We start from the raw sequence: 14,156 nt of genomic DNA on the forward strand, positions 1-14,156 counted from the left end.
CTCTTGTTCTCTTTTTGAATCCAAATACAGTGAATTGAACGCAATGATGAATCTTTACAAGCCATTGGGTTTTACAATGCTATCTTTTCAATTATTTTTTATTCCAATCAGTTCTTTCCATAACTTATCTTCGTCCTAAAATCGCTGATGATGGCTCCTTGGATTTTGATTTTGATTCTTTTGGGATACTTTTTACTGTTGATTGGAATTTCCTTGATTACTTCAAAAGACTCTTCTAATGACAGTTTTTTTTCAGCCAATAGAAATAGCAAGTGGTATCTCGTCGCTTTTGGCATGATAGGAGCATCCCTTTCAGGTGTGACATTCATCAGCATCCCGGGAGTGGTTGGGGCGGGTGGCACCAATCAAAACATGAGTTATATGCAGATGGTATTGGGATATCTGCTGGGATACTTGATCATCGCACAGGTCTTAATGCCGATTTATTACAAATATAAGGTCACCAGTATTTATGAATATCTGGACCAGAGATTAGGTATTGGAGCATATAAGACAGGTGCAGCGTTTTTTCTTATTTCAAGATTGATTGGTTCTTCCTTTCGGATGTTTATTGTGGCTATGGTTTTGCACCATTTTATTTTTGCCCATTACCATTGGCCATTTTGGATTACGGTGTTGATGTCCATTTTTCTGATTTGGGTTTATACTTATCGTGGAGGAATCAAAACTATTGTAATAAGTGATACCTTCCAGACCTTTTGTATGCTTGGTTCTTTGGTGTTAAGTATATTTTATATCAGTGATAAAATGGGTTTGGATATTTTCTCTTTTTTTTCTAAAATAATGGATTCATCTTATGGCAAAATTTTTTATTTTGAATCCGGATGGTCTGATTCAAATTATTTCTTCAAACAGTTTTTTGGAGGAATGTTGATCGCTCTGGTGATGACGGGATTGGATCAGGACATGATGCAAAAAAATCTCACTTGTCGTAATTTGAAGGAAGCGCAATGGAACATATATAGTTTTTCAATACTATTGATTTTTGTGAATTTTGCATTTTTATCTCTTGGTGCAGGTCTTTATATGTATGCTGCACAAGAATCCATATCACTGCCATCCCGTTCGGATATGGTTTTTCCTGTAATGGCCTTTCAGCACATGAACACCTATGCCACTGTCTTATTTTTTCTTGGTTTGGTAGCTGCGAATTACTCAAGTGCAGACTCTGCCCTTACTTCTCTCACTACATCGGCGTGTATTGATTTTCTTAATTTTAAATCCAGTTCTAAAACAGAGGATCAAAAAAAGAAAATCCGAAAAATCGTCCATCTCTTTTTTTCATTTTTGACATTCCTGGTCATAGTACTGTTTTATTTGTTAAACAATGATGCTGTCATCAACAAGGTTTTCCAGTTCGCAGGATATACCTACGGACCGATACTTGGATTGTTTATTTTTGCCAGCCTCACCAAGCGCATTATCACTTTACCGCAATGGATTCCTTATATTTGTATAGCCTCAGCACTCTGCACACTATTGGTCGATGAAAATTCCAAATACCTTTTTGATGGATTTACCTTTGGCAATTTGCTAGTGGCTCTCAATGGATTAATGACTTTGACTGGTTTGTGGCTCATTTCAAAAAAACCAAACACATGACTTTTATCAGAGTGACCGAATCAGAATCCGAGTATCAGTCTTTGGAAAATAAATCCGTTTTGGAAATTTTAATAGACATGAATGCGGAAGATCAAACAGTGCCACTGGCTGTAGAGAAGTGCATTCCCGAAATAGCTTCATTGGTAGAAAATCTTGTACCTCGGATGCAGGAAGGTGGCCGCTTGTTTTACATTGGTGCGGGCACCAGTGGTCGACTTGGAGTAGTGGATGCTTCAGAATGTCCACCTACTTTTGGAGTGCCGCATGATTGGGTCATTGGTTTGATTGCGGGCGGTGATCGGGCCATCCGCAAGGCGGTGGAGTTTGCAGAAGATGATGACAATGCCGCCTGGAAAGAACTGAGTGATTTTATTCCGGATGAGATGGATACGGTGGTGGGTATTGCATCCAGTGGCACTACACCTTATGTTTTGGGTGGGCTAAGGGATGCTCAATCTGCAGGTTTGTTGACCGCTTGCATCTGCTGCAATCCAAATTCACCAATATCTCAGTACGCCAACCACAAAATTGAATGCATTGTAGGGCCTGAATACATTACAGGATCAACCAGACTTAAATCCGGTACCGCCCAAAAACTAATCCTTAACATGATCAGCAGCTCTGTGATGATCCGCTTAGGAAGAGTAAAAGGAAATAAAATGGTGGACATGGCACTGAGCAATCAGAAATTAATTGATCGCGGAATTAAGATGATTACTCATTTAACTCAATTAGACGCTGCGGATGCCAGAGAAAGACTGATACGATTGGGATCAGTGCGTAAAGTTTTGGAGGATTTGAATAGGGAATGATCGTTGATCTTAGGCTCTTTCTTTGATCCTAAGTAAGGTCAAATTTCTTTTATCAATGTATCTCGGATTTGTCTTTAAATATCATTTTGATTGACAAAAGATCAACAAAGACAAGACTCCTCAAAAGCATTTCACGCGGAATAATTTATATGCTATTGAAAACAAAAAATTTAAAAATAGCTCTCATTTAATGTTACATTGGCCCTTAACAGCATTATGATGTTATTTCTTGTGCTATACTTTTTTCTTGCATTCAAAAATAAAAGCGGGGGGAATATTGATGGGTACAAACCTTATTTTTACATCATCAAAGATTTCTTCATACAGGTCTTTTAGGTTTAGACTATAATGCAGTTGGATAAACTTTCCTCCGGGAGCCAAGGATGAATAAAACACCCTTAGAAATTTTTCTACCTCCTCACGGGGAAATAACAGAAACGGAATGGCAGAAATAATTCTGTCGGCTTCTTGTATTTGCAAAGAATGCAAAACCGCTTTTAAGTTTTCTGCAGATTCATTGAGCACCAACATCCTGGGATCGTTCCATTGCCTGAGTTGATCGCAAAAATTCTCGTTGATTTCCAAAACAATCAGCCTCGCGTCCGATTGCATGTTTTTAAGAATTTCTTCAGTAATGGCACCATCTCCTGCTCCCAGTTCAACGATAATTTTAAACGTGGAATCGTTTAGTCCCTTTGACATACTTTTTGCCACAAAAGGGGAAGACCTGCAGACAGAACCCACACTTTGCATATTTTTAATGCCTTCCTTGATAAATTCAAAATTGGAATTATTTCCTTTTTTAATCTTTGACATATTCGTTTAGTAGTAGCAACAGATCGGGATACTCTGCCGCGTAATCAATCAACTGATTTTTTTCAAGGGGAATCCCCTCAATCATTGCAGTTATTTTTGTCTTACCCAATCCGGAATAACTTTTATTGTCCATCAAGGCAGAATTGTAGTCTTCGTAGATTCCCACATAATATTCTGATTTTTGGCTTTGATTTCTCCAAATGGAAAAATGGAAAAATTCATTGTTAATAAGCGGATGTTTAAAAATGAGAGATGATTCACCCAATTGGATGGTGTATTTTAGTCCGCCCAGTTTTTCAGTCACATCATTTTTATTTTGATTTTTCGGTTTGATGGAATGGCCAAATATTCCGGATATTTTTTGAACAAAAAAGAACTCAATCCTTTTATTGGGATTGTTGGCAATCTGACTGGAGTGGCTGGCAACAGGAAATTGGGTACCCAATGATATCACACTGATACCTCTTGAATTTGATCCCATTGACTCCATTTTTTTTACCAGACTTTTTCCAAGGTTTTGTCCAAAATACAAATTGGTTTCTGCATTTACATTTTCATCGGAATGCACCAAAATAATCAAATGAAAATCCCGATTTTCATTTAAGAACGCAACGAGGATTTCAACGGACTTAAGTATTGCAGGATCTTGTAAAAAATTTTCGTCCTTGTACCTGATTTCATAAAACGGAATATTTGATTCATTCGACGAGAAAACATTGCTCTTGGATGGATCAATTTTATTTGTTTTATTTTCAATAGGATCACTGGAGGATTCTGTACCCAATGCGAGTTGCTCAATAGCTTGGTTTTCATATAGCTGACTTATATAGCTATCATATGGAAGTTCTGGTTGTTCACTCAATTCTTCTTTAAATATGGCCAGATAAAGGTCCAGACCGCCTTGATTATTTGATTTGCGATCTGAGCTGAAGCTGGCACTGCTCCCATCCTGCAAAAGCCTGAAATACAAATCATCACCTGGACTATTGATTGGAATTCCGAGTTGGTTTCTCATACTCCATCCACGGGCTTCCCTGCTGTATTGATTGTAATATACATCGTAACCACCAATCGAGCTGCTTCCATTGTGTGAATAATACAAGGTACTTCCGTCGTTGGCCAGATAGGGATGGATTTCATCAAAAGGGCTATTAATTTTACTTCCCAGGTTGACGGGTTCAGTCCATTTGTTTTTTCTGAAAACACTCAAATACAAATCTTTTCCCCCATAACCCCCAATCCGGTCGCTGCTAAAAATCATCAAACTATCCTGGTAGATGCTAAAATCATGGTCTCCCAATTCGGGTCTCAGGGGTGATTGGAAGTTTGCAAATTCAAAACGGTATGGATTGTTTGACAATGTATCCGTTAATATTTTTCCTTTTTCTCTGTCCCAGGTTTGTAAGAATAAAATGGATTTGCCATTTGAACCAATATGGCACAATACATCTTCGTAATTGCTGTTGACATATTGATTGAGCCAGTTCTTCTGAGTGACTTGAGTGCTATCCGGATGAATGACATAGATGTCTGCCCGCAATCTGCCAGATTGCTGATCCAGCCTTCCAACATCATTTCTCTTGCCTCCTTTGTTGTCAGCTCTTATAGCGCTGTAGTAAAAAGTATGGGGCTGACTGATGCTGGCATAAGATTTATATTCATCATAATTGGTATTTACTTTTTCAGAAAGCGGTTGGACAATAGCAGTCGTTTTTCGTTTGCTTAGAAAAATACCATTGACACATTGACTGATTTGTGCTTGGACTTGTGGGATATTTAGGTCCTTAGGCTCAAGTAGGCGAACATATTTCTTGTAAAAATCTATGGCTGTTCGAAACTTGAATTGATGTTGGTAGATTTGAGCAAGGGTCAACAAGGATTGCTTTTTGTACTTTTTGTGATCTGTTAGTTTAAGAAAGTATTTTTCAGAAGCTTCCAACTGATTGGCATGCCAAAAAATATTGGCGCATTCGAATAAATTTTTCTTGGATTTTATCTTTTCAGCATCATAAGATTCAATCAATTTTGCAGCTTCCGGATAATTCCCCATCCTGCCTTGTTTTTGTGCTTTTTGGAAATCTTTTGAAAACGATTGAGAGGTTCCATGCAATATTGCACAACAAAGAATGACCAAAGCCATCAAAATTTTGAAGAAACCCATGTATTGAAGGCTCAGATTTCAAGAGACAAGTCAAATGCTTCCAAATAATCCCCAACCCTTCTCAAAAATTTACCACCAAGTGAACCATCTACAACCCTGTGGTCATAGGACAAAGAAAGAAACATCATGTGACGGATACCTATCACATCTCCAGTAGGTGTTTCTATCACTGCAGGTTTCTTCTGGATGGTGCCGGTGGCCATAATCGCCACCTGTGGTTGATTGATAATCGGCGTACCCATCACATTGCCAAAACTTCCAACATTGGTCAGTGTAAAAGTGCCATCTTGAATTTCATCCGGCTTTAATTTGTTTTGTCTGGCTCGATCTGCCAAATCATTTACGGCAAAGGTCAATCCTAAAAGATTCAGCCTGTCCGCATTTTTAATGACCGGAACAATTAGATTGCCACTGGGTAAAGCTGCAGCCATTCCAATATTGATGTCAAATTTTCGGATGATGGTTTGGCCGTTGACCGATACATTGATCATTGGAAAATCTTTGATCGCTTTTGCCACAGCTTCTATAAAAATAGGCGTGAAAGTTATTTTTTGTTGGTATTTCTTTTGAAACGGGTCTTTGATTTTTTCGCGCCACAGAACTGCGTGGGTCATGTCCACTTCGACAAAAGAAGTGACATGAGGAGATGTTTGTTTGCTCATCACCATATGTTCTGAAATCATTTTCCTCATGCGGTCCATTTCGATGATTTCAAACTGTCCACTGACTGATGAACTAGCTACAGAGACAGGGGTTTGCGTTTGCATGGTTTTTGGAGATAGCGATTCCGCAACAGGGCTTGTCTTGGCTCCTTCCATCCATTGGATCACATCTCTTTTGGTGACCCTGCCTCCTGCGCCAGTTCCCTGGATCTGATCGAGTTGGGATTGAGAAATGTTTTCCTGTTTTGCAATATTTTTGACAAGTGGCGAATAAAATCTTCCTTCCACAGAATGGATTACAGTGGAGCTGATTACTGGTGTTTCCACAGTTTTCTCGATCGCCGGGGGCTGAGCGGTACTTGGTGACACTTTGGGTTCTTCCTGAACAATGGTGGCGGGCTGTTGATCTCCGGCAGCTTTTTGATCTGTTTCAATATAAGCAATGACTTTTCCAACAGCCACTACCTCATTTTCCTTAAACAAAATTTGTGATACAACACCCTGTACAGGGGATGGAATTTCACTGTCCACTTTGTCTGTTGCAATCTCCAGAATGGTTTCATCCAATTGGACAACATCGCCTTCTTTTTTTAACCATTTAAGGATGGTTGCTTCGATGATACTTTCACCCATCTTGGGCATAACCAATTCTATCTTTGCCATATTTGATTGCTCTTATAAACTACAATAGAGAATATCAGGAGGTTTCCTTTCGGTGCAAAGTTAATGATTTTAAGTAGAACACATCCTCCGAAATCATCTCTTTGCCTCTTCGCAAAGATTCACGAGTCTATATTATAAAATACTGAAAGACAAGTCTTAAGATAGAAAGCCAAAACTTACCTCATATCTTGCAACAACCATTTTCTGGCAAGTAGCAATCCCATGGTAGCGGCGCGTTCGATGTTTCTGGTTCTGTCTTTACCCAACTGTAGTTTTTGACAAAGGACATGGTCCCTGTTTCCCGCTGCAATCCAGATGGTTCCCACCGGATTTTCTACTGTTCCACCGTCAGGACCTGCAATGCCCGTGCTTGCCACAGCCAGATCCACCTCCAAATGCATACAGGCTCCTTTCACCATTTCACGGACTGTTTGTTCGCTTACCACACCGTATTGAGTCAATGTCTGCTGCTGAACTCCAAGTATATTTTTCTTCAATGTTTCTGAATAAGTCACCGCAGATCCGCAAAAATAGGCAGAAGACCCCGGGATAGCGGTTATCATTTGAGCCATCATGCCTCCTGTGCAACTTTCTGCCGTACCGATCCAAAGATTTCTATCTTTCAGCATTTGACCCAAAATCCAGGATAGGTTTTGATCATCGGTACCCAAGACGAAGTCGCCCAATCTGTTCTTGATGATTTGGACATATTGGAGGAGCTCGTTTTCTAACATTGAAGTGGATTCGTGATTTCCCGAAAGTCTCAGCCTGACCATACCAGTCCCTGGCAAATAGGCCAGCTGGATATAATTGGGCATGTCTGTTAACAGTGGTTCAATTTGATGGGCAATCTCAGATTCTCCTATCCCCGCAGTCAGCACAGTGGTTTGTCGGTATTGAGCCGCAAGTTCAAATTTTGAAATCCTTGGGATTACCCCATGTTTCATGATGTATTCCATTTCATAGGGCACTCCGGGCATGACCACCCAGTGGATTCCTCTGTGCTCCATCCACAAACCGACGGCAGTGCCAAGCTTATTGTCTAAAATCTGAGCATTGGAAGGCAACCAACACTGCTGGACATGCATGTCTCTTATTTCAACTTTGTATCTGTCCAGAATTTCTTTTAAATGAGTGTACGCCTGTTCGTTGTATTTCAATTCGACGCCTAAAAATTCAGCAATGACTTTTTTCGTAATGTCATCCTTGGTGGGACCCAATCCACCGGTAATAAGGACCAAATCAGAATGGCGCGACGCTTCTTGCATGGCGTATAGGATTTCTTCGCGCTTGTCAGCGATGCACCATCTTCTGGACACAGCCAAGCCAATGGCTGAAAGCATTTGTCCCATGATGGCTGAATTGCTGTCAATCACCTGACCAATAAGCAATTCATCGCCAATGGTGATGATAGATACATTCAATGGGTTATTCATTTGAAGGATTTGCTGCAAAGATGGATAAATTGCCCCATTCTTTTTTGAATTGCCCTCGGGCACATGGGATGATAACCCAGAATAACAAAATGTTAAATTAATATGAAATCGATGCAGTACATTTGAGCCCGTTCTGCTTTATCATTTCTAGAGCAACTGGAGCATGCAGGAATTTTTAACATTGTACAAGAACGTAGAAAATCCGACCCTGTCAATGGTGTTGTTGACTTTTTTGCTATCGTTTGTTTTATCTGGTTTGGTGGCCTTCACCTACCAAAAAACAAGCAACATTAGCATCAAGTCCTTAAATTACATACAGGCTTTGGTGTTATCTTCTGTGGTAGCTACCATGATTATGCAGGCCATTGGAGACAATGTGGCCGTTGGACTTGGCATGATTGGAGCACTTACCATCATTCAGTTTAGAACCACTTTTAGGGATCCAAGAGACATCATTTTTATGTTTGCATGTTTGGGGATTGGAATTGCCTGCGGGGTATTTGGCTTTTTTATAGCCGTCACCGGTGGATTGATTTTTTGCCTGATTGCCATCCTCCTTAGATTCAGTCCATTTCATAAAGGGAATCATGTGGTTTGGGAATTGAGATTGAAAGGACCGGAGAGTTGTTTTGAAAATGATTTTCATGAAATATTGGAGCGCTTTACCAAACGATATGACCTAGATCAGCTTTGGCCCGATATAGACAAAACTTCCGGCACAAAATTATTGGAAATGGAACTCAAAATTTTACTCAGAGATGACAATGCTTACAAGGAATTAATTGCAGCATTGGAAAAAAAGGGGATCCTTACCAGAAAATGGAGTAGATTGGGTGAATCTGCCAATGACATTAATTAATGCATTTAATGAAGATCAACGCCATAGTTATTTCCTGGTTTTTAGCCATCCTTGGTATCATTTATATTTACAATCAAATGATGGGTTTGAGCCAAACTCATTTTTTTGGAAGCACCGAAGCGGAAGAAATACAGGTCAAACCCGAGTTTGATGGAAGAATTAAACAAATCCATGTGAATCCCGGACAAACGGTGCGTCAAGGCGATACATTGTTGGTGCTGGAAGTTTTTGATTTTGACAAAAGAAAAGCGGATCTTAACCAACAAATTCAAATGGCTGAGTTTGCCAATCGCGTTGATCAGAACATCAATACCCAGGAGAAGAAAATTCTGGAAGCAGAATATCGATACAAACTCAGTGAACTTCAAAATGAGCTGAGTGAATTAGAACAGCAAGCCGGCATTCAGAAAGAACTCAAAAACAAAGTATCGTCTGTGTTTGATCTCAAAAGCAATGGACAATCCTCCTTGTTGCAAACAGAAATGGAAGGTATCCGGAAACAAATCAAAGATCTTGAGACTGAGAAAAGTGCCAGAATGGCGGCCATTGATCAGTTTGCATACAAAAAATCAGGAGGGCATCGCGCCTATCTTAATGCACAGAAATCCGAAATGAATTTTCTGGATCAGGAATATCAAAATCGATACATCCTATCTACTTTAAATGGAATGATTGGTGAATTTTATTTTCATCCTGGTGATTTTATCGATTCTCGTTCTGTCATTTTTTCCATTACTTCTTCCAAACCTTCAAAAGTAAAAGCCTTTCTGCCGGAAAGTTCAGAGTTGATTCCTCAAATAGGCAGGAAAGTGTTTTTGCAATCTTCTTATAGAACCGAAGTTTCAGATAGCGGCGCGATCATTTATGTTTATCCGACCATCTCCGAATTGCCTTACAGACTAAGAAAAATTCCGGAAATGAGAGCATACGGCAGAGAGCTGTATATCGCTCTCCCACCGGACAATCCATTCTTCGTTGGTGAAAAAGTGAGAATAGACCTCATTCCCTGACGATATGTACAGATTGATTTCAGCATTCATTGCAAGCTTTTTGTTTTACTGCATGTTGCATTCCCAGGCCCAACAAACTTTTTCAAATGAGCTATTGTCCAGCTACAGGCATCACCTCTCATGGAAACAATCCCTTGATAAAATATCTTTCCAACAAAACCAACATTTTACGACTCCATGGCTCAGGGATCTGGATGTGCAATATGGCAATCGCGATGCATTTTTAATTGACAATTTATTTTCTCTCCGCTTCAACTCCAATAATTTCCGTGAATGGGGTCAGTATCAAAAATTTCAAGACGCACAAAACAAGCTACTGAAAGAAGAGTCCATGTCCTTGTTGAAAGAATTGTTGCTGCAGCGATATCAACTTTGTCTGGAATTTGCAAATTATTCTACAAAAACCATCTGGTTGGATAGCTTAAATCAACTTGCCGACTTGCGCATCCATACAATGATTCAATCGTTGGGCAATGATAAAAAATGGAACTTTTCAGACATCGTCAAACAAGCTGCTGATAAAGATAAATGGAAACGCGACTCCATCGAAAATCAATTGAAATATGCAGAAATTGTTCAACAACTACAAAGCTTGGGGGTAACCATCTGGGATATTTCTTCCGAGAAAGACCAATGGATAAATGCAGAAGACATTCGACTTCTTTTGACTCAAAACAGAGAAGTGGAATGGAGGTCGCAATCCGCCCTGGAAAAAGAACAGGAACTAAATGTTTTGAAAGTAGAAAAAGACCTTCAAATAAAACGCGAAAAAGAGTGGAATGGATTCCTTCAATTTGGCCTGAGAGACTACAGCAACAGAGAAACTTTTGAAGAAAAATTCTTCACCAGAGTGGGTCTGACATTGCCGCTGGGTGGATTGCCCAACCGAAGGAGAAATGCACTGGATCTGGAAATATTCGAGATAAAAGACCGGATCACACTTTCTGATAGCATTCGCTCCTGGAATATCAATCGTTGGAAAAATTTGCTGAGATCCCAATTGGTTCAATACGATCAGATCCGTCAAAGTGAAGAAAATAAAATGATTTCCAAATTTCTTCAATCTGAGATCCTGATGCAGGAAATGCCAGCAGATGAAATCATTTATTTGCAAATCAGAAAACTCGAATGGCAACTTGATTTGTGGGAGTTGGAGATGTCTATTCTCTCCAACTACATCGAGATGTTGCATGATGCTGATGCATTAATATCCATGCCTCTTCGCAACCATTTGACAAAGAGAGCTGTTCCATTGCATTAATTTTTATATGACGAAATGGTGGGGTTTTTGGGTGGTCATGATGACACCCCTTCTGATGTTTGCCCAGAATGGGTTAAAGACAATCAAAGCATCTGTTCTGGATGAATCGGGAGATCCTGTGGTGGGTGCCATAGTTTTTGTCCTAAAAGCTGGAGATAGTGCCGTCATACAAAGTTTTCAAACCGATCTTAATGGAAAAATTAACATTCAGCTAGAAAGAAAGGGGAGGATTTTGATCAAAATCTCCCACCTGGGTCACAAAGACCATTGGATCAGACCAACGCTTCGAGAAGATTTTTTGGATTTGGGGGACATACAATTGATCACTGACAGCAAAGTCCTGAGTGAAGTCGAAATTAAAGACATGGCCGTGGTGGCAAAGACGAAAACCGATACCACCGAATTCAATGCTTCGTCCTTTAAAACCAATCCGGATGCCAATGCAGAAGACCTGATCACCAAGATGCCCGGAGTGACCGTGACAGATGGCAAAGTGCAGGCACAGGGAGAGGACGTCAGACAAGTGACCTTGGATGGAAAGAGATTTTTTGGAGAAGATGCCAATGCTGCACTCCGAAATTTACCCTCTGAAGTCATTGACAAAATTCAGATTTTCGATCAACGTTCGGATCAAAGCATATTTACAGGATTTGATGACGGCAACACATTTAAAGCCATCAATATTGTGACCAGACCGCAATTTCGAAATGGACTTTTTGGAAGGGTTTGGGCAGGTGCAGGTACGGAAGATCGCTACAAAACGGGTGCCAGCATCAATTATTTCAAAGGGAGTCGCAGGTTGACTTTTTTAGGAAACCTCAACAACATCAACGAGCAGAATTTTTCCACCGAAGATTTGTCCGGGGTATTGAGTGGTTCCGGATCATCCGGAGGGCCCCGACCAGGTATGGGAGGCGGTCCGGGTGGAGGAAGACCACAGGGACAGCGATTTGGTCCATCCAACAACAGCGACAACTTTCTGGTAGATCAGCGTTCGGGGATCATCACCACCCGTGCTTTTGGGGTCAATTATTCTGACCAAATTGGTACACTCGAATTGACAGGAAGTTACTTTGTCAATTCATCCGACAATGACATCCTTGCCAACTTGAGAAGAGTTTATACCACACCAGCCAATGAAGGACTGGTCTATACAGAGGGTAAAGCGGAAAATCAATACAACCTCAACCATCGTTTTAACCTGAGAGCAGAATGGAAAATAGATAGCTTTAACAGCTTTCAGTTTACGCCAAGACTGTCATACCAAAACGCTGAAATCGGTCAACAGAATCTGGCCATCAATCAAATTCTATTGCAGCAAATTAATCAAAATCAGTTTAACACGGCAAGGACCTCTGACCGGTACAATATTTCAGCGCCATTGTTGTACAGACATTCTTTTCAGAAGCAAGGTAGAACCCTGTCTGCTCAGGTCAATCCGAGTTGGAACAACGGTACAGTAGATTATGAACTGGTCTCTTTTTTGGAAGATTACGAAAGCGCATTTTTCGATACCATTCGGCAAAATCAGGATGGGATACGCAATAGTGCCAACGTACAAAGCAATCTGAGCTACACAGAACCCATCAATGACAAATCGCAGTTCCAGATTTCTTACCACCATCAATACGCACCCTCCTATTCCGATCAGAAAACATTCCAGCTGTCCGACGAACAGCCAAGTCCCACTCCGGACATTCAGCTCAGCAATGAGTTTAAATCGGTGTATCAAAGTCACCGAAGTTCATTGGAATACCGTTACAACTACAAGATTTTTAATTTGAATGCGGGACTTTCGTACCAGTATGCGAGTTTGGTCAACGACCAGATTTTTCCCACTCAAATAGGATTGGAAAAACATTTTGTCAACTTCCTTCCCAATGCCACGATGATGTTTCGGTTTTCCCAAAATAAAAATTTGAGAATAAACTATAGAACCTCTACCAATCAACCATCTGCGGAGCAACTACAGGATGTGCCTCAGATTACCAACAACCTCTCTGTCAATAGCGGCAACAGCAATCTCAATCAGGAATTCCGACAAAATATTTTTGGGCGTTACCACACTTCCAATGCACTCAAAGGCACCAGTTTTTTTATCATGGGAGGAGCCTCTTTTACCCAGGATTATATAGGCAATAATATCTTGATCCCCACCACAGATACGGTACTATTGGATAGCATTGCACTTCCCGCCGGAGCCCAATGGTCTAGGCCGGTCAACCTGGATGGATTCTGGTCGCTGAGATCCTTTCTGAGTTATGGACTGCCCATCCGCTCACTAAAAACCAATTTGAATCTGAATCTGGGAGGCTTTTATACCAATACACCTTCCTTGCTCAATGATCAACTCAATCAAAATGGATCCCTCAACCTGAATGGGGGTATCGTTCTGTCTTCCAACATCAGCCCACGCTTGGATTTTACCTTATCAGGTACCCTGGGGATCAGCAGAATCAGAAATTCCAATACCCCGGAACTGATAACGCTCAATACCCTTCAGACCAATTACGGCAGGATCCAGTGGCAGTTTTGGAAAGGCTTGTTTATACAAACGGATGTCCTGGCACAGTTTAATTTTGGCTTGACCGGAGAAGCCAACAGAAACATTGTCTTATGGAATGCAGCTGTGGGATACAAGTTTCTCAAAAACAACGCCCTTGACATCAGACTTCAGGTATTTGATCTGCTCCAACAAAACGCCTCCGTCAGCCGGGTCGTGAGAGAGGCCTGGTACGATGACAATTTTACCAATGTAGTGCAGCAATACTTTATGTTGACAGCTACCTGGCAGATCCGCCAATTTGTGAGTCGCTCCTAATTCACGTTTTTAGCATAGACCGGTGAACATAT

The 14,156-nt window shown here is 40.6% G+C and carries 10 protein-coding genes; 6 read left to right on the forward strand and 4 right to left on the reverse strand.

Annotation, left to right across the window (positions count from 1 at the left end; all coding sequences use genetic code 11):
* The first annotated feature begins 150 nt into the window (after positions 1–150).
* Both IPM48_08030 and murQ read left to right on the forward strand, forming a co-directional pair.
* Positions 151–1,623, forward strand: coding sequence for a sodium:solute symporter (locus IPM48_08030; GenBank protein ID MBK9271532.1), 1,473 nt, complete (start codon positions 151–153; stop codon positions 1,621–1,623).
* A complete protein-coding gene (murQ, locus tag IPM48_08035; protein MBK9271533.1) occupies positions 1,620–2,435 on the forward strand; it encodes an N-acetylmuramic acid 6-phosphate etherase in 816 nt (271 codons plus the stop codon). Before IPM48_08030 ends, murQ begins: the two co-directional genes overlap by 4 nt.
* A gap of 234 nt (positions 2,436–2,669) precedes the next feature.
* Here murQ and IPM48_08040 read toward each other — a convergent pair whose 3' ends face one another.
* The 4 genes from IPM48_08040 to IPM48_08055 all read right to left on the reverse strand — a co-directional run bounded on the left by IPM48_08040 (position 2,670) and on the right by IPM48_08055 (position 8,173).
* Positions 2,670–3,251 (reverse strand): methyltransferase domain-containing protein, encoded by a 582-nt coding sequence (locus tag IPM48_08040; protein MBK9271534.1) that lies wholly within the window; start codon positions 3,249–3,251, stop codon positions 2,670–2,672.
* Complete coding sequence (locus tag IPM48_08045) at positions 3,238–5,412, reverse strand: PD40 domain-containing protein (protein MBK9271535.1); 2,175 nt, start codon at positions 5,410–5,412, stop codon at positions 3,238–3,240. The genes IPM48_08040 and IPM48_08045 overlap by 14 nt, the downstream gene beginning before the upstream one ends.
* Positions 5,413–5,423: 11 nt before the next feature.
* Entirely contained in the window at positions 5,424–6,737 is a 1,314-nt protein-coding gene (locus tag IPM48_08050) for a 2-oxo acid dehydrogenase subunit E2 (protein ID MBK9271536.1), read from the reverse strand.
* A 176-nt stretch (positions 6,738–6,913) separates the two neighbouring features.
* Positions 6,914–8,173, reverse strand: coding sequence for a CinA family nicotinamide mononucleotide deamidase-related protein (locus IPM48_08055; GenBank protein ID MBK9271537.1), 1,260 nt, complete (start codon positions 8,171–8,173; stop codon positions 6,914–6,916).
* A gap of 163 nt (positions 8,174–8,336) precedes the next feature.
* On the opposite strand from IPM48_08055, the gene IPM48_08060 reads away from it, so the two are divergent.
* From IPM48_08060 to IPM48_08075, 4 genes are read left to right on the forward strand one after another with little or no spacing between them, the layout of a single operon-like run.
* Positions 8,337–9,032 carry a DUF4956 domain-containing protein gene (locus IPM48_08060; GenBank protein MBK9271538.1) on the forward strand — a complete coding sequence of 232 codons (696 nt, stop codon included), beginning with the start codon at positions 8,337–8,339 and terminating at the stop codon, positions 9,030–9,032.
* Between the two features lie 8 nt (positions 9,033–9,040).
* On the forward strand, positions 9,041–10,042 hold the full coding sequence (locus IPM48_08065; GenBank protein MBK9271539.1) for a biotin/lipoyl-binding protein: 1,002 nt from the start codon (positions 9,041–9,043) through the stop codon (positions 10,040–10,042).
* Between the two features lie 4 nt (positions 10,043–10,046).
* The gene (locus IPM48_08070) at positions 10,047–11,303 is read left to right on the forward strand and encodes a hypothetical protein (GenBank protein ID MBK9271540.1); all 1,257 of its coding nucleotides are present in this window, start codon (positions 10,047–10,049) and stop codon (positions 11,301–11,303) included.
* Positions 11,304–11,310: 7 nt separating this feature from the next.
* Positions 11,311–14,124 (forward strand): outer membrane beta-barrel protein, encoded by a 2,814-nt coding sequence (locus IPM48_08075; protein ID MBK9271541.1) that lies wholly within the window; start codon positions 11,311–11,313, stop codon positions 14,122–14,124.
* The last annotated feature ends 32 nt before the right edge of the window (positions 14,125–14,156 follow it).

The sequence above is a fragment of the Saprospiraceae bacterium genome (genome assembly GCA_016715965.1).
Classification (GTDB): domain Bacteria; phylum Bacteroidota; class Bacteroidia; order Chitinophagales; family Saprospiraceae; genus Vicinibacter.

What these genes read in the sequence shown, in the direction of transcription:
- IPM48_08070 (MBK9271540.1), top strand. Translation starts at nt 10,047, where the DNA reads ATGTACAGATTGATTTCAGCATTCATTGCAAGCTTTTTGTTTTACTGC.
- IPM48_08030 (MBK9271532.1), top strand. Translation starts at nt 151, where the DNA reads ATGGCTCCTTGGATTTTGATTTTGATTCTTTTGGGATACTTTTTACTG.
- IPM48_08060 (MBK9271538.1), top strand. Translation starts at nt 8,337, where the DNA reads ATGCAGGAATTTTTAACATTGTACAAGAACGTAGAAAATCCGACCCTG.
- IPM48_08045 (MBK9271535.1), bottom strand. Translation starts at nt 5,412, where the DNA reads ATGGGTTTCTTCAAAATTTTGATGGCTTTGGTCATTCTTTGTTGTGCA.
- murQ (MBK9271533.1), top strand. Translation starts at nt 1,620, where the DNA reads ATGACTTTTATCAGAGTGACCGAATCAGAATCCGAGTATCAGTCTTTG.
- IPM48_08055 (MBK9271537.1), bottom strand. Translation starts at nt 8,173, where the DNA reads ATGAATAACCCATTGAATGTATCTATCATCACCATTGGCGATGAATTG.
- IPM48_08075 (MBK9271541.1), top strand. Translation starts at nt 11,311, where the DNA reads ATGACGAAATGGTGGGGTTTTTGGGTGGTCATGATGACACCCCTTCTG.
- IPM48_08050 (MBK9271536.1), bottom strand. Translation starts at nt 6,737, where the DNA reads ATGGCAAAGATAGAATTGGTTATGCCCAAGATGGGTGAAAGTATCATC.
- IPM48_08040 (MBK9271534.1), bottom strand. Translation starts at nt 3,251, where the DNA reads ATGTCAAAGATTAAAAAAGGAAATAATTCCAATTTTGAATTTATCAAG.
- IPM48_08065 (MBK9271539.1), top strand. Translation starts at nt 9,041, where the DNA reads ATGAAGATCAACGCCATAGTTATTTCCTGGTTTTTAGCCATCCTTGGT.